Raw genomic sequence first — 17,013 nt, forward strand, 5'->3', positions numbered from 1 at the left:
AATCTAAAAACAAACTATCAGATAAAATAGCGCCGCTCCCATAATGGATTAATCCGGAAACAGGGTTATTAAGTATTAAAAAATAATCCCGCTTAAAGCAAACATAATATTCATTAAAAAGTGCAATAAAATCACAGGTAATAGCCCCTGAGATTTAATTGTAACCCCGCCCATTAACATACCGAATAATGAAAATAGAACACACACAGACCAAGGAAACCCTAGACTATAATGGTAGAGTCCAAATCCTAAACTTGAAATCACGAGTCCCACTTGCTCCCCCAAGACACCTACCAATCGACCAAGTATGTATCCTCTCCACAATATCTCTTCTAATATTGAATTAATAAGTGCAAAACATACGGCATACATAACTAGTAATTGAAAGTTCACTGCTTTGAAATCAATCATAAAGCTAAAAGAGATTATAATAATACCTGCTCCAATTAATAGAAAGCGCCAAACAGGATCCTTCTTCCCCTTCCAAATAAACGGAAAATAAATATTATTTCTAAATGAGCCTACGGATATATACGATATATCTGATGACTGAAATCTACTCATAATATAAAAAGGTAAAACGAATAGGAGTAAACTAAATCTAGAGACAACGATTCCCCACTCACTATATTCAGTTGGAAATGAAGAAGTTATCATACCTCTAATTGGCTCTGATATTAAGTATCCAACCACATAGGTAATAGATAGTATGTATATATTCCTTGTTTTTGAATGAGTTTTCCAAAGTATCATGAGATTACTTAAAATCAGGAAACAAGCCAAGTACCACGGTAAAATCTGCACTAAAATGATAGAAACAATGAAGAATATATTTGGCACTAAAGCGGATTTAGAAAATTTTAACATGGAATTCTTAAACTCCCCCAGATGTTTTTCTTACAATCATTCGTCACATCCCAACAAATCCCTCCTATTTCCTCGGAAATATTCGCCTATACCTTATCTTTAATTTCGCTAAGTTTCTAGCTTTTCAAATATATTATACGAATGATGATTGAATCCTTCTTGCCCTATCCATATAATTAAGGCAGTACATAGAGGTAAAATGTTCAATTAAAACATATTTTTAGGTAATGGTTGATTATAGATTGAGGGGGATATGCACGTTGTCTGATGATTTGTTTAGCGTGTTTCGAAGTAATGTTCGTAATTTAGATGATCTTACGCAGCGTAATTTGTACTATGCCTTACATCAACTTGTGTATTCTAATCTATTCTTCTTGCTTAATGACCATACTTTAGTAGAAGACGCTATTAATGAGGTCTTTATTAAAGCTATGCATCATGGTCCAAAGACCAGAGAAGATTCCAATATTAAAGCCTGGTTGAAACAAGTAGCAAGGAATACTGCTTTTGATATGTTGAGAAAAAATAAAAAATATCGGCAAGTATTGGATATTGAATCCGTTATAGATAATGAAGACAGTACCTTGTTAACAATCTCAACGGTTGAACCTATCGAGAAAATTGTTGAAGATATGAGTCGAAGTGCATCACTTATAGCGTGTTTAGAACAGCTTAAATGGGAATACCGTATAGTGTTATACCTGAAATATATCGAGGAGATGCCAAGTAAAGAAATAGCTCACTTACTCGGTATTAAGGAGCCTTTAATGAGTAAGCGTCTGAAACGTGCTAAGGCAAAACTAGCCGAATTATTCTTGAACGAATGGGGGGATGAAAGTTGAACCCAAACAACAAGGAATTGACCGAAGAACAGTTAGAACAATTTGCAAAATCAGCTGTTCAAGCCATCCATGCTCAAATTGACATCCCCGATCCGGATGAAGCTTGGAAGAAGATGCATGTCCAACTTCGAAAACGCAAACAACGTTCAAAATGGATAAGAGTCTCACAATTAGGAGTTGCTATAGCCTGCATTTCTGTCGTAATTGGTCTATTCTCAACAAACCCGAATCCAGCCTATGCTTTTAAGCAAATGGTTAGAATTGTTAAGGATACCCAAGAAGGTATCATTCATATCTTATTTGGTGGGGAGAAAGAGAGCCCGAGTAATCGTATGTTAACCCCGCCGCCGCCTGATATTGAAGGAGAGCCATTCGACGCGTCTCAACAAACTTCTGAGCCTGTCATATCCGTCCCCAAGCAAGTATCAATAGAAGAAGTGGCCGAAATTGCAGAATTTGCAGTATTAAGTCCCGATTGGTTTCCTGATGGATACCATCTTGACACAGTTGAGGTTTATCCCGACTTACAAGGAAATAATAGTATCGTAAGAATGGAATACCGCAACAGTACTTCTGAGTTAATCTCCTATATGCAGAGATCAATTAATGAATCCTCAAAGCAGACCAGCGTCAATGAATCTGTTGGCACTGTCAAGAGTGTACAGATTCATCAGGGAGAGGGATTTATCATTCTATATACCCAAGGTGGTGGGCGTATAGAATGGCTTTCTCCTGATGGATCCATCTTGCTACAAATATCGGGGAATTTGACCGAAGAAGAACTAATCAAGATGGCTAACTCCACAACAAAGGCAGAGGATCAATAATCCTCTGCCTTTGTTGATTTATGTAAGACTTAGTCGATTGCTACACTATCCGAAGTAAGCGTTCCTTCTTCCCTTAACCCGTTCTTAACTGTCCAGTGAGTTGTTTTAGTCCGATAATAATATCCCGTAGTAGCCGTTGTTTCCTGACTTGTAGTAATGAAGCTTGCATTAGATTTAGTAGAGTCGCTACCTGTATAGTAATTAACCCAATCGGATCCAGTCCATCTTTGTAAGACTACCTTCACACCTATTGTATTCACAGTTTGCTTAGCATTTGTTTCTCCAGAAATCAGTACCTTACCTGAGCTTTTTTTACTAACACTTCCAACTCCGCTCTCAAGGGAAACAAATGAGCTATTAAATATAGAATAGGGGCTAAACGTGATAGGAGGTGGCGTTGTGTGCATAGTAGTGCCACTCGCCGCTATAGGTACAGAGTTGAATAATGGAATGATCAAACCTATTAAAACAGAAATACCCAGCAACATGATCCCTTTCAAGTGAATCTTCTTATTTGTCATATAAATTCGCCTTCTCTCTTCTAATTTGTACTAACCCTCCATGCTCATTACACTTCCTACTACTCCTTTCTACATATAATTCATATGAAAATACCATACATATATAAATAACGACTTATTTCCCTAAAAATTGACTATACCGAGAAATTTGACGATAAATATTTTCCTATGAGTTCCCTATTCAGCGTAGATATCGCATTCCACAAATGGTAAAATCTCCTTATTGTTTTTTCACTTACTATTACTAGGCGAATAATAGGGAAACAAATTACTAGAAAGGAGATTATATCTTTCCCTGACCTAGAAGACGCATTGAGAGAACGATTTTATACCCAAATTGAGCTGATGGAGGGAAATTATTTGAAAAGGAACCTACTATTTCGGAAATTGTCAGTAATCACACTGGCATTGGGTTTGACCGTAGGGGTCATACCTGGAGTTACAGCGGCATCAAGTCATCCGCAGTTCAAACTCCCTAATCTGCAAAGGTCGACATCACTTGCTACTGAACTATCTTTTGAACCTATTATTTCACCAAAGATAGACACCAATTCTACAAAGAAAATCAGGGTCATTGTTCAGCTAGACGGCCAACCAACAGCAGTAGGTAAATATGCCTCAAGGATGGGTATGCGTTCCGCCTCGGCCTTTTCTGAAACAGCGGTTCAAAATGAACAAAATGAATTTCTTAATGAAGTTAAGGATCAAAAAATCGATCTACAAGTTAACTATACTTACAACACCGTGCTAAATGGGTTTGAGGTTACCATTCCTGCCAATGAAATTACCGATCTCGCTGCAATTCCAGGCGTGAAATCGATTCAGAAGAACAGTACATGGTATGCACTTCCGATTGAGCCTTCCGCGGATGAAAATTATGAGATTAATCCACTGAAACAGATCGGAGCCGATCAAGCATGGGCTAGAGGCCTCACCGGTGAAGGCCTGAAAGTTGGCGTTATTGATACAGGCATCGATTATAATCATCCAGATATTAAAGACGCATATGTAGGTGGATACGATTCATTTTATCAGGATAATGATCCTTCTGAAGAACCTCCGTTAACAATTGAAGAGGATATTAAATATAAAGTAGGGTTTGAGGGAACTTATCATGGAACCCACGTTGCGGGTACGATTATCGGTAGAGCCTCTAATACAGAAAGTGATATCGTACAAAAGGGCGTGGCCCCTGATGCTAAACTCTATGCTTATAAAGTGCTTGGTCGGGACGTAGAGAGACCAGATACCTCCACAGGAACGTCAGCACAAGTCATCGATGGGATTGAGCGTGCCGTCAAAGACGGTATGGACGTCATTAACCTCTCACTTGGCTCCGACTCCGAGAAGAACGTCAATTCTCCAGATTCTATAGCTATCAACAACGCCGTTCTATCCGGTGTCGTTGCCGTCGTTGCCAACGGAAATGCTGGGCCAGACTATTCCACTATGGGCTCCCCAGCCGGTGCTCAGCTAGCTATTGCAGTTGGGGCAGTAACCAGCGAGAGTACACACTACTCCGGAAAATTACTTCCTAATCTAGTGAATAATACATCTGTAACTACAGTTACTTATGACAGCTACGGTGATTTCAACCTAATGGGTTGGGAAACTTCACAAACTGATTTTGTAAATATACTGGGCACAACCCCCTTGGATGTAGTTTATGTAGGTCTTGGAGATACAACTGACTACACGGGTAAAGATGTTACAGGAAAAGTAGTCTTAGTATCACGTGGGAAACTCGCATTCGTTGATAAAATCTCAATCGCCAAAGATCATGGCGCCAAAGCAATCGTTATCTTTAACGGTAGAGCAGATGGTTCTGCCGCTGATTTGAGCGGATCAATCGCGAACCTCGACGGTCATATTAATGTTGACCTCAGTAATAGCTTCGATTATCTTCCTACCTTTGATTTAAAAGGTATCGAGGGACGTTCTTTGGCGAGGGCATTAAGGGAAAATCCTGATCAAACACTGCAATTCACTTTTCCTACCTCCTATCCATCCGAAATCGTTCCCGGTGATACTTTGGCTGACTTCTCTTCTTGGGGACCTAACGCGGATCTGAATATGAGTATAAAACCTGATTTTACAGCACCGGGCGTGAATATCCTTTCAACCTTTCCCGGATTTGGTTCGAACTCATATGAGCAAGCTTATCAACGTCTCAGCGGAACTAGTATGGCAGCTCCGCATGTAGCTGGGCTAGCTCTATTGTTGTTACAACAACACCCTGATTGGACACCATTTGATATTCGGGCAGCTCTGGCAAACACAGCTGACGTACTGACCGACCCAAATGATTACTTATATGATGTTTATCAACAAGGAGCTGGACGAGTCGATGTAGGAGAAGCCATTTTGACTCCTGCATTACTTCAAAGTGTTGAACCTATTACTATTCTTGATAAAAACTATAATTCAATAAATGTTATCAATTACAATTCATCAGCCAACTTTGGAATTGTTGCTCCAGGTTCAGGAAAACAAGAAAAGGAATTACTATTGAAGAACACTTCAAGTAACGATGTAGCTTATACAGCGGAAATTGAGTGGCATCAAGATCATGAAGGGATTGAAGCTACCTTAGATAACAGCACGATATCTGCCACTGGCGACCAAGCGACATCCTTCCATTTAAACCTCGATGTAACAACGGACGCTAACGAAAACTTCTACGAGGGTCAAATCAATTTGGAGAGCCCTGGACTACCGACTTTGCATTTACCTTTTGTAATTTATGTGGGTAGCGAACAACCAAGCAATGGTTTCGGCATTCAAGAAGTTCAATTAACGAATTCTATCGTTTATCCAAATCGTAATGTGCAGAATACCACAAATCTTACCTTCAAACTGACGGCTGAAGACACAAACTATATTGAAATTAATGTTGTCGATTTGAACGATGAAGTCATAGGCTTCTTCTATATTGCGACTACAGATGACTTTAATGGTCGTTTCGAACCTGGTGTATATGCTTTGAATGGAATTAGCGGTAGTTATCAGCCCTATTCTGAGTTAGATGAACCAACAATTGCACATCTCAAGGATGGCACTTATAAAATCAATATTTTTGCAGCACAATTGAATAATTCGGGTCAGATAGTCAAAGATGGAGCTCGCCCAATTCAATATGAGGCCTATACATCATATCGAATTAATAACTCCGTCAGCAGTGGTGGCAATAGTGGTGGCGGTAATAGCGGCGGTGGCAGTAGTATAACAACTCCTACTCCTACTTCTTCTCCAGCAACAACCGTCAACGCTGCAACAAACGCAATCATAGAACAAGGCTTCAAACAGCTTCCTATTGTTGCAAAGACTAGTTCAGTAAGCGGCGTTACCATTGCCACTATTTCCGATAATGATCTGAAGGCAGCATTAACCTCAGCTACAAGTTCACCGGCAGCAATCATTATAGGCTTACCATCCAATAGCAACGTTGAGACTTCAAAACTCTCTTTAACCGCTGAGCAAATCAAACTGCTCCAGACCTTTGATCCACAAAGTACGATCGTATTTAGTTTTGCTGGTTCTGCCGTTTCCTTCCCTGTCTCTCTATTGACTAAGGCCCCGGCGAGTAACAATCTCGAAATTGTCATTTCAAAGTCTAAAGATCTTAAGTCACACTTTGATGATAAAACCCTTGGTGGAACACTCATTGGGGAGCCTGTTTCTTTTGAGGCTAATTGGGTATCCACATCAGGTAGTCAACCTATCGAAGTACCTAACCATACCTTCATTAAGAGATCTTTCTCCGTGCCTGGTAATATTGAACCTAATACGGCTGGTGTATTGTACGAAGAAAATGGCATGGTAAGACCCGTATCCTCACTCTTCAAGACACAAACAGATGGAACAACCCTCGTAGTTGTTAACCGTCCAGGGTTTTCCGTATACACAGCTGCGAGTCGTACTATCAATTTCAATGACATCGCTTCTTCTTGGGCTGCTTCCGATATCACGGCTCTCGCGAAGAAATTTATAATTGAGGGCACTTCAGCAACCACATTCTCGCCTCAAGCAAACTTAACACGAGCTGAGTTCACCTCACTACTGGTAAGATCACTTGGTCTACAAGGAACTGCTAATACTCAGTTTACAGATATCAAAGCATCAGACTGGTTTGCTAGCGACGTAGCAGCAGCCTATGAAACTGGATTGATTCAAGGTACGGGTAACAATAAATTTTCACCGAATGCCAAGGTCACCCGTCAAGAATTGACTGTTATTCTAGCTAGAGCTCTTAAATTGACAGGTGTACAACTCAAAGCTTCTATTCCATCCTTTACTGCTTATGCCGACGAGGCAAAAATCGCTGGATACGCTAAGGAAAGTGTTAACACTCTATCTGCTGCAGGCCTCATTTCAGGGGAGACGGTTGACGGTGGTTCATATTTCCGCCCAGATATAGCCACAACTCGTGAAACTGTAGCCGCTGCTCTCCATCAATTGTTACGTAGTGCTAAACTAATCGATTGAAATGACTATGTAACATAAAGTTATTCTAAGTACGACCAAATCCCCTCACCTTAAGGCTACGGCTTTAGAGGTGAGGGATTTTTTTCACTGATATCGTAATATCAAAAGAAGACCGGATACTAATCCGGTCTTCTCAGCTTGTCGAGAAACCCAGTCATTTTCATGACATCGGGTTTCTCTTTTTATTTTGGCAGATATAAAATCGGGAAACTAGGGGTTTAAACCCGGTACTCCAGGCGATCCAGGTGGATCGCCATCTTCTTCATATTCTGTACGGCTGCCGTCATCAGTGCTTGTTCTCTGACGTTTGGTAGCCCTCGCAAACGGCAATAGCGAAACCCATGGAGCTCTTTAGCATCCGCGAAGCTTCGCTCTATCGTTTCTTTTCGTTTACGGTATAACTGTTTGCCGGACTTGCTGAGCCGGTTATTCCGTACCCAGTCCTTGCTGTCTTCCCAAACATGTCGGGTTACCACCTTCCGGTGGTTTCGGGATTGCGTACATTGGTCCAGCAAGGGACAGTTCTTGCAATGCTCTGGATCGGACGCGTACTGCCGATAACCCTTGCGATCTGTGGTTCGGTAACCCAATTCATGGCTTGCAGGGCAGACGTAAATATTTCGCTCTGCATCAAACGTGAATTTCCATTTCGGAAACAAACCTTGCTTCGGATGAAATCTTCGGTGAGCAATTACCGCGAAAATATTTCTGCTTTGTAAACCTCGACAAATTGGCGTAGTTAAATAACCTGAATCTAATGCAACAGCTTCGACCTCAAATTTAAAACGTTCTCGCTGACGGTCCAAACGCGACAAATAGGGAACAGAATCATGGACATTTCCCGGTGTGACATGCACGTCCGTAATAAAATTGTACTTTGTATCCACCGTGCGGTGGTCCAGATAAAAGAAGCCCTCTGGTTTGCCATCCCGAATCATATATCCGCTGTCCGGATCCGTCTTGCTTACTTTAATTTCTTTGTCCTCAGTCACTTCCTCTCTAGGTTTTAGGGCTTTTTTCCGTGCTCTTTCCGGTCTTCTGCAACGGCGGCGTTTAGCTCGTCCACGTAATCTTTGGTATTTTGCAGCACTTGCTGTTTTGTGTACTGGTGTTTATTCGCATTTGCTTTCACGTGGGTAGAGTCACTCACCAGAACACGTCCGCCAACCATCCGGTGGGAAATGCCCTGCAAGACAATCTCATCGAAAATATCCTGAAAAATGTTCGTACCTTTAAACCGAGTTCGCCGATTCCAGCTAATAGTTGTATGGTCGGGCACTTTATCTGTTAATCCGAGGCCTAGAAACCATCGGTAAGCTAAATTGGTCTGAATTTCACGTTCTAATTGGCGTTCGGAACGAATGCCATAAAAGTATCCGAGAAATATCATCTTAAACAAAACAACAGGGTCAATCGCGGGTCGTCCATTATCCGCACAGTACAAGGGCCGAACTTTTTCATTGATAAAGGAAAAGTCGATATGTTTATCTACTTTGCGCAGCAAATGATCTTGCGGGACCAAATCTTCTATGGAAACAAACTCGTAGACTTGTTGTTTTTCTCGGTTGGAACGTAGCATACAGAACACCATCCGTTCTATAATAGTTACCTATATTATACAACATTAACGCGGTGTCGTCTTAAATAATTAATTCATAAAGAAGGCTGTCGAGACTTTCTCGACAGCCTGAGAAGACCGGATACTAATCCGGTCTTCTTTTGATCAAATTATTTACAAACCAAGCCAATTCTTAAACATGTGCTTTGTCGTGGCTTTGTTCATTTCAGCGATTGAGGTTGTCAACGGGATGCCCTTCGGACAGGCGCGAACACAGTTCTGCGAGTTTCCACAACCTTCGATGCCGCCGTCTTCCATAAGAGCTTCTATTCGTTCCTCAGCATTCATTTCGCCCGTAGGATGTGCGTTAAACAACCTTACTTGTGAAATAGGTGCAGGACCCATGAAATTGGTCTTCTCATTGACATTAGGGCAAGCTTCAAGACAAACACCACAGGTCATACACTTGGACAACTCATACGCCCACTGACGCTTCTTCTCCGGCATGCGGGGACCTGGGCCGAGGTCGTAGGTTCCATCAATTGGAATCCAGGCTTTCACTCGCTTCAGTGAGGTGAACATTCTGCTACGATCAATAACCAGATCACGTACGATCGGAAAAGTCTTCATCGGTTCAAGTCGCACCGGTTGCTCCAGGTTATCAACTAATGCCGCACACGCTTGACGAGGCTTGCCATTGATGACCATCGAGCAGGCGCCGCACACTTCCTCTAGGCAATTGGACTCCCAGCATACCGGAGCTGTATCTTGCCCATTCAAGTTTACTGGGTTTCGTTGAATTTCCATCAAAGCACTGATGACATTCATACCCGGACGGTAGTCCAGCTCGAATTCTTCCGTATAGGACGCCGCTTCCGGCTCATCTTGACGTGTAATAATGAACTTTACCTTTTTGGCAGCAGCTTTCGGTTCCGCCATAGCCATAGCCTTCCCCTCCTATTAATCTTTTGAATAGTCGCGAACACGTGGTGGGATCAAAGAAACGTCCACTTCATCGTAGGAAATACGCGGTCCATCTGCAGTCCAACTTGCCTTAGTCGTTTTCAAAAACTCTTCATCATTACGTTCCGGGAAATCCGGTTTGTAGTGTGCTCCGCGGCTTTCGTTCCGCAATAATCCTCCGAGCGTCATGGCTTCGGACAACTCAAGCATATTCCACAATTGGCGTGTAAACGCAGCACCTGCATTATTCCATCGTGATGTATCGTTCATATTAATATTTTTGTAACGCTGTTTCAGCTCTTTAATCTTGCCAATCGTTGCCTCAAGCTTTGCATTGTAACGAACAACCGTCATGTTGTCCGTCATCCATTCGCCAAGCTCCTTATGAATGACATAGGGATTCTCAGTGCCGTTCATCGCCAGAAGACCTTCATATTTAGCTTCTTGTGCCTTGCGTGTATTCTCATAGACAGAAGGGTCGACATCCTCCGCCGATTTCTTTAAGCCGCGAATATATTCCACAGACTTAGGACCAGCCACCATCCCGCCATAGATAGCAGATACAAGTGAATTCGCACCTAGACGATTCGCACCGTGATATTGATATTCGCATTCACCCGCTGCAAATAGTCCTGGTACATTTGTCATCTGATTGTAATCAACCCACATACCACCCATCGAATAATGGACCGCAGGGAATATTTTCATCGGAATTTTACGGGGGTCATCACCCATAAATTTCTCATAAATTTCAATAATTCCTCCTAGTTTAACGTCTAACTCTTTGGGGTCTTTGTGTGATAAATCAAGATAAACCATGTTCTCCTGATTAACACCGAGCTTCATATCCACACACACGTGGAATATTTCTCGTGTTGCGATATCACGGGGTACCAAGTTACCGTAAGACGGATATTTCTCCTCAAGGAAATACCATGGCTTACCATCTTTGTACGTCCAGATCCGTCCACCTTCACCACGTGCTGACTCCGACATCAGTCGTAGCTTATCGTCACCGGGAATAGCCGTCGGATGAATTTGAATGAATTCACCATTAGCATAGTGCACACCCTGTTGATAAACCGCACTCGCTGCCGTCCCTGTATTAATAACCGAGTTCGTCGTTTTGCCGAAAATAATGCCTGGGCCACCTGTCGCCAAAATGACCGCATCCGATGCAAAAGTCACTACCTCCATCGAACGAAGATCCTGCGCGCAAATTCCGCGGCATATACCTTCATCATCGATAACAGCCGATAGGAACTCCCAGTGTTCATATTTGGTCACTAGTCCACCAGCTTCAAAGCGGCGTACCTGCTCATCAAGAGCATATAATAATTGCTGTCCGGTCGTTGCCCCTGCGAACGCTGTCCGGTGACGCTTCGTCCCCCCGAAACGCCGGAAATCAAGCAGTCCTTCCGGTGTACGATTAAACATAACACCCATCCGGTCCATCAAATGAATAATGCCCGGCGCCGCCTCACACATCGCCTTAACCGGTGGTTGGTTTGCCAGAAAATCTCCACCATAAACCGTATCGTCAAAATGCTCCCATGGAGAGTCACCTTCACCTTTTGTATTTACAGCACCATTAATTCCACCTTGTGCACAGACAGAGTGTGATCTCTTCACCGGAACGAGTGAGAACAGATGAACCTGAACCCCTGCCTCTGCTGCTTTGATCGTGGCCATCAACCCAGCCAGACCGCCGCCTACGACAATTACGCTTTGTTTAGCCATCTATCGTCAACTCCTAAAAGTTTTGTATAGCATCTTCTACTATGAATCGTCTTCGTACAAAACTTACCTCGTAAGCATTTGCCTAGTTTTGTATAGCATCTTCTACTTCGAATCATCTTCGTACAAAACTTACCTCGTAAGCATTTGCTTAGTTTTGTATAGCATCTTCTACTAGTCAACTAACCTATTAGCGATTTTATCCCTGTTAACCATGCCGTACCGTCCGCTTGAAACTCTACTCCGCGGAACGCAAACAGTGACCAGATTAACATCACAGAAACGATAACGCACAGGCCCATACAGATCACGGAGGACACCCGTTGAGCTCTTGGTCCAACAGTTATACCCCAACTAATCATGAAGGACCACAGGCCATTCGTGAAGTGAAAAGCTGCCGATAGAACGCCAATTAAATACAAAATGAAAAAGATCGGATTCATTACAATATCATGCATCACTCCGCCTAGCTCTTCGTGAGTAATGTTACCTAAAGCTACTTGTACGCGAGTCTCGTATACATGCCAGATAACAAAAGCAAATACCGCCACCCCGGTCACCCGCTGCAGCAAATATCGTAGATTCCGTTCATTCGGAAACCGCGTGTTGTTCGGTTTTGCCTGAAAAGCGATAAATATTCCATATACTCCGTGATACAATAGAGGCAACCAAATCCCAAAAATCTCCAATGCTAGTACGAGTGGCAAACTATTCAGTAGAGCCACACTGTCCTTAAATCCCTGACTTCCGCCTTCCACGGCAGCAAAATTAGTAATCACGTGTTCCAGAATGAAAAATCCAAGTGGCATGACACCCAACAGAGAGTGTAGTTTTCTGGAATAAAACCCTTTCATATGTTCATATACCCCTTCCCATTTCCATCGTTTCTCTATCAACCCATGCTTGAAATAAAAAACTTCCTAAGAAAACGTATATGACAATTTCCACAAACAAGTGCTACTTTAACATGGATATAAAAGTAACATGTGAACAACTTGTGTCACTTCCCATGTTACTCCTTTTCATCTTATAATGGAATTGCAATATAATTATTAAACGTTATAACAAATTGACATAAGCAACATTGGCATCGAAACACGACTCAGAAATAAAGAGGGGGTACATTCATGCTTGAAGAACTACTTGTATTCACCACTGTCGTCGAACAATCTAGTTTAAACAAAGCATCCAAACTGCTTAATTTGTCACAACCAGCATTATCTCGTAAAGTGGCCAAACTAGAACAGGAATGGGGTGTCTCCCTATTTCGCCGCAAAGGTAAACGACTTGAACTAACAAGAGTCGGCCATGAGGCTTACATCTATGCACTGGAACAGCGGCAACGACATCAGAACTTCCTGCAATCCGTGTCACGCTTCAAAACAGCAGAACGAGCAATCGTGAACCTCGGGGCGAGTCTCACTACCATTCAAACGACACTACCACTTTTTATCACAGCCATGATGAGTAAATTCCCTGACATCGAACTCAAGCTTTCCACTGGAAAAACCCATGAAATTGTTTCTTATCTCAGAGACAAAAAAGTAGATATCGGACTCGTAGCGTCCTCAATCAATGAAACAGGGTTACGCTGCATCCCCTTATTTCAGGATCACCTGGAACTTATTGTTCCTAAGGGACATGAACTAGCGGAGGGCGCCGCGATGGAAGACTTGAACGCCCGTTCCATGATTATTTTCTCTAAAGGCACTTGGTACCGTAAATTAATCGATGATTTGTTCGGTCGCTATGGAGTCATTCCCGACGTAAGGATGGAAATCGATTCATTCGAAGCGATTGTACGCTTATTACCGATTTGTAAGTCCGCGGCACTGTTACCTAAATCATATCTACGTAGCCAGTTACTTCGTGACAACGGTCTCGTTACCGTACCTATGAAGGAATTGGAGCAGACTAGGAGAGAGACCTGCTTGATCTATAGCGACAAATCAGAGTTGACTAACGAAACGATAGATTGGATTACTAAAATTAAAGGGAGTCTATTTCATGAATTAGATCTTTGAAACTTTTTCCATTATAAATCAACCCTTAAGCAGCCCATTCAACGGCTGTTTTTTTGTTGTTCTTAAAAACTCAATCTCAGATTCATCTCTTCATAAAAACAAAATTGTGTTGACAAAAATAACCAACGGTTGTATGGTTAGTTACATAAGTAACTAACCAATGTGGTGGTGAGAAAATGGGTCTGTTAAGAGATGACGGACGTCCGATTTTCCTGCAAATTGCGGAGAAGATTGAAGATGACATCATAGAAGGAAGATTACCCGAAGAATCGCAAGTTCCATCTACGAATCAATTTGCAGCTTTCTATCAGATCAACCCTGCAACGGCAGCAAAGGGCGTTAATATGCTAGTTGATCAAGAAATTTTGTATAAGAAACGGGGGATTGGCATGTTTGTAGCGGAGGGTGCACGTGTAGTGCTGATCGAGAAAAGGAAAGAACAGTTTTACGAGCAATATATAGTTACCATGATCAACGAGGCTGCCAAGCTGGGAATTACAACCCGGCAGCTATCCGAAATGATATCAAGAATGGAGTCGAATGAATCATGAGAGATACCATCGACACTACACCATTATTGGAATGTCGGCATGTCAGTAAGCAGTTTAGCGGCACCATTGCGGTGAAAGAAGCCACCGCCTCCTTCGAGCGTGATGCCATCCATGGATTACTTGGTGCTAACGGTGCCGGCAAAACAACACTACTCCATCTATTATCAGGTCAAATTTTCCAGACTCAGGGCGATATCTTATACGAAGGTTACCCTGTTCATGAGAACCCTCAAGCCGTAGCTAACATTTGTTTCGTTAAATCCGAGGAACGCTCTTGGATGGACTATAAAGTGAAGCATTTAATGAATTTCTGTTCCCTTCTATATCCTCACTGGGACGAGGAGTTTGCCAATGAATTATTACGGACATTCCGTCTACCACTCGGTAGACGATACAAAAATCTATCACGAGGCATGCAATCACTTGTTGGTATTGTCAGAGGGCTTGCTAGTCGCTGCCAAGTAACTTTATTCGACGAGCCTACATTGGGGCTTGATGCCGATATGAGAGAGACGTTCTATGATTTACTCATTCGAGATTTCAGTGAGAATCCCCGGACGATTATCCTATCTACACATTTGATCGATGAATCAGCCAAACTATTTCAATATATAACTTTAATCGAGCAAGGAACGATCACTACTCATCTTGAGACTGAGCAATTTATGGAGCAGGCGCATTATCTACAAGGGAACTCTTCTTTATTGGAACGCCTGTCCGAAGATCCACATGTACTGCATCAAGAATCCCTTGCGGGGACTACACGTCTAGTCTGGTGGGGGGATTTGGATAATAGGGAACAACTTATTCACCAAGGTATCGAGATTCAGCCAGTTCCATTACAAAAGCTGTTCGTTTATCTAACTCGAAAAAGACTTAAATCATCACAATCGGAGGATGTCATATGAGATCATTTCGTAAACAGATGAAGTTTCACTGGATAGATTTTCGTAAAGCCATATATATATTCTGGTTAGTTCTAATACTTGTTAATTCTACACAAATAGTGATCCAACATTTCTGGCCGGGTATAATCGATTCACCTATTGATCAGGTATTCGCTGCTAATTACAGTGTCATTGCTATTTTCACACTGGTTGCTGGGCTTATAACCGCAACCCAAACCTTCCCTTTGATGATGAGTTTCGGATTCACTCGAAAGCAATTCTTCATTAATGTTCAAATCATTTCTATAATTTACTGCGCTGGTATGGCCCTAATGCAAAGTATCGTCGTGCATGCCGGTAGCGCAATTATTCATTTGTTTGATTTCCAACCTCAGTCTAGCCTCATTCCCTTCTTCACTTTGTGGTATATGCAGTTTTGGATCTACCTAGCCATTTCCTTTCTATTCTTCGTGATGGGCATCGTATTTTATCGATTCGGCACTCTCGCTGGAATCTTTGTTATTGCTGTATATATCATGTTACTGTACTGGATAACCGAAAAACCAAGCTTTGATTCATATTTCAACTCCATAACTGCCAATACCAGCCCGACCCTAATTCTTATCCCCTTAATTATAACCATCATTGCCGCGAGCATCGGTTGGTTATTGTGTCGCCGAGCTGCTATACGTACCCATTAAATAAGAAGAGATCTTTCGGCCACAAGAGTAGATATTAGATTGGCAATGATTTGACCATGTAGAATGCAAAGGAGATATTCAGATGGAAGTAACGTTGAGCCCTAAAAAGCGAAAAAAAGTATCCAAGAAAAAAGTCCTTCTAATTATTGTTTCAGTAATCGCACTCCTCACACTCATCATGTTTTCAGCAATCCCTCCGCTAGTTATGAAAGACATGATTAATTTGCATGTAGATTTCGAAGTATACGCAGCTGAAGATTACGGAGTGAAGGCAGATTCTCTTTCCCTGGAAACAGAAGACCATTACTCTATTGCTGCATGGAAAGTCGAACAAGAACAAGAGCAACCAAAGGGGATCGTAATCCTCTTATCAGGTATTCACAACCCCTCCGTTACTGCCTTTTTTGGATACTCTAAAATACTGGAAGAAAACGGTTATGATTCTCTTCTGATCGAACTACGTTCTCATGGAGCCAGTGAGGGAGATAAGATATATCTTGGAACTAAAGAGTATTTGGATGTAAAGGCCGGAGTACAATATATTAAATCTCAGGAAAAGTATAAAGATACGCCAATTATCGTGTGGGGTACTTCGATGGGAGGGACAACTGCTATAAATGCAATCGGAGAAATTCCGGAAATCGATGGTTTGATTAGTTGCTCCGCCTTTTCATCTGGAACCGACGTTTTTATTGATAATATGATAAATATGGGAGCCCCCTCCTGGTTTGCAAAGATAGAAAGACCTTTTGTATGGATGTATCTAGGATTGGAATTTGGGTTTGATAACATGAAGATTAACCCGGTGAATGAAATTCGAAAGTTGAATGATAGACCTGCGCTTCTGCTCCATTCAACGGAAGATTCGCAAGTCCCTTATGCAAGTTTTGAACGAATTAAAGAAAAGGCCCCGGATACTACCGAGACCTTTGTGCGTGAAGGTGATTACCATTTTATTTTTGACGAAGAGAATTTCGATAATCCAACCAAAGATACTGAAGTGTCAACAGTAATAATAGATTTTTTACAGAAAAATTTTAAATAGAACAT

The 17,013-nt window shown here is 42.0% G+C and carries 14 protein-coding genes; 8 read left to right on the top strand and 6 right to left on the bottom strand.

From position 1 onward, the window contains the following. Positions 1 to 75: 75 nt before the first annotated feature. Positions 76 to 867 carry a CPBP family intramembrane glutamic endopeptidase gene (locus NST85_RS23570; RefSeq protein ID WP_341190562.1) on the bottom strand — a complete coding sequence of 264 codons (792 nt, stop codon included), beginning with the start codon at positions 865 to 867 and terminating at the stop codon, positions 76 to 78. 260 nt (positions 868 to 1,127) lie between these two features. On the opposite strand from NST85_RS23570, the gene NST85_RS23575 reads away from it, so the two are divergent. Then, entirely contained in the window at positions 1,128 to 1,709 is a 582-nt protein-coding gene (locus tag NST85_RS23575) for an RNA polymerase sigma factor (RefSeq protein ID WP_170220105.1), read from the top strand. Beyond that, a complete protein-coding gene (locus NST85_RS23580) occupies positions 1,706 to 2,536 on the top strand; it encodes a DUF4367 domain-containing protein (RefSeq protein ID WP_127190264.1) in 831 nt (276 codons plus the stop codon). The genes NST85_RS23575 and NST85_RS23580 overlap by 4 nt, the downstream gene beginning before the upstream one ends. 29 nt (positions 2,537 to 2,565) lie before the next feature. Here NST85_RS23580 and NST85_RS23585 read toward each other — a convergent pair whose 3' ends face one another. Next, positions 2,566 to 3,057, bottom strand: coding sequence for a DUF6147 family protein (locus NST85_RS23585; protein ID WP_127190265.1), 492 nt, complete (start codon positions 3,055 to 3,057; stop codon positions 2,566 to 2,568). A gap of 360 nt (positions 3,058 to 3,417) precedes the next feature. On the opposite strand from NST85_RS23585, the gene NST85_RS23590 reads away from it, so the two are divergent. Beyond that, positions 3,418 to 7,542, top strand: a complete 4,125-nt coding sequence (locus NST85_RS23590; RefSeq protein ID WP_127190266.1) for a S8 family serine peptidase — start codon at positions 3,418 to 3,420, stop codon at positions 7,540 to 7,542. A 218-nt stretch (positions 7,543 to 7,760) separates the two neighbouring features. Here NST85_RS23590 and NST85_RS23595 read toward each other — a convergent pair. The 4 genes from NST85_RS23595 to NST85_RS23610 form a co-directional block, all read right to left on the bottom strand. Continuing rightward, a protein-coding gene (locus tag NST85_RS23595) for an IS1182 family transposase (RefSeq protein ID WP_341188322.1) occupies positions 7,761 to 9,121 on the bottom strand; the annotation gives its coding sequence in 2 pieces (ribosomal slippage) (positions 7,761 to 8,551 and positions 8,551 to 9,121; 1,362 coding nt in all). 153 nt (positions 9,122 to 9,274) lie between these two features. Beyond that, positions 9,275 to 10,039 (bottom strand): succinate dehydrogenase iron-sulfur subunit, encoded by a 765-nt coding sequence (gene sdhB, locus NST85_RS23600; protein ID WP_127190395.1) that lies wholly within the window; start codon positions 10,037 to 10,039, stop codon positions 9,275 to 9,277. A 21-nt stretch (positions 10,040 to 10,060) separates the two neighbouring features. Further along, entirely contained in the window at positions 10,061 to 11,803 is a 1,743-nt protein-coding gene (gene sdhA, locus NST85_RS23605) for a succinate dehydrogenase flavoprotein subunit (RefSeq protein WP_127190267.1), read from the bottom strand. 179 nt (positions 11,804 to 11,982) lie between these two features. Beyond that, positions 11,983 to 12,654 (bottom strand): succinate dehydrogenase cytochrome b558 subunit, encoded by a 672-nt coding sequence (locus tag NST85_RS23610; protein WP_127190268.1) that lies wholly within the window; start codon positions 12,652 to 12,654, stop codon positions 11,983 to 11,985. A gap of 273 nt (positions 12,655 to 12,927) precedes the next feature. Here NST85_RS23610 and NST85_RS23615 point away from each other — a divergent pair, with 273 nt between their 5' ends. From NST85_RS23615 to NST85_RS23635, 5 genes are all read left to right on the top strand, one after another. Next, a complete protein-coding gene (locus NST85_RS23615; protein WP_341190563.1) occupies positions 12,928 to 13,824 on the top strand; it encodes a LysR family transcriptional regulator in 897 nt (298 codons plus the stop codon). Between the two features lie 176 nt (positions 13,825 to 14,000). Then, the gene (locus NST85_RS23620) at positions 14,001 to 14,375 is read left to right on the top strand and encodes a GntR family transcriptional regulator (protein WP_341190564.1); all 375 of its coding nucleotides are present in this window, start codon (positions 14,001 to 14,003) and stop codon (positions 14,373 to 14,375) included. After that, positions 14,372 to 15,283, top strand: coding sequence for an ABC transporter ATP-binding protein (locus NST85_RS23625; RefSeq protein ID WP_341190565.1), 912 nt, complete (start codon positions 14,372 to 14,374; stop codon positions 15,281 to 15,283). The genes NST85_RS23620 and NST85_RS23625 overlap by 4 nt, the downstream gene beginning before the upstream one ends. Continuing rightward, positions 15,280 to 15,963 (top strand): hypothetical protein, encoded by a 684-nt coding sequence (locus NST85_RS23630; RefSeq protein ID WP_341190566.1) that lies wholly within the window; start codon positions 15,280 to 15,282, stop codon positions 15,961 to 15,963. Before NST85_RS23625 ends, NST85_RS23630 begins: the two co-directional genes overlap by 4 nt. 82 nt (positions 15,964 to 16,045) lie before the next feature. Beyond that, entirely contained in the window at positions 16,046 to 17,008 is a 963-nt protein-coding gene (locus tag NST85_RS23635) for an alpha/beta hydrolase (RefSeq protein ID WP_341190567.1), read from the top strand. Positions 17,009 to 17,013: the final 5 nt, after the last annotated feature.

The sequence above is a fragment of the Paenibacillus sp. FSL K6-2524 genome (assembly GCF_038005525.1).
Lineage (GTDB): Bacteria > Bacillota > Bacilli > Paenibacillales > Paenibacillaceae > Fontibacillus > Fontibacillus anaericanus.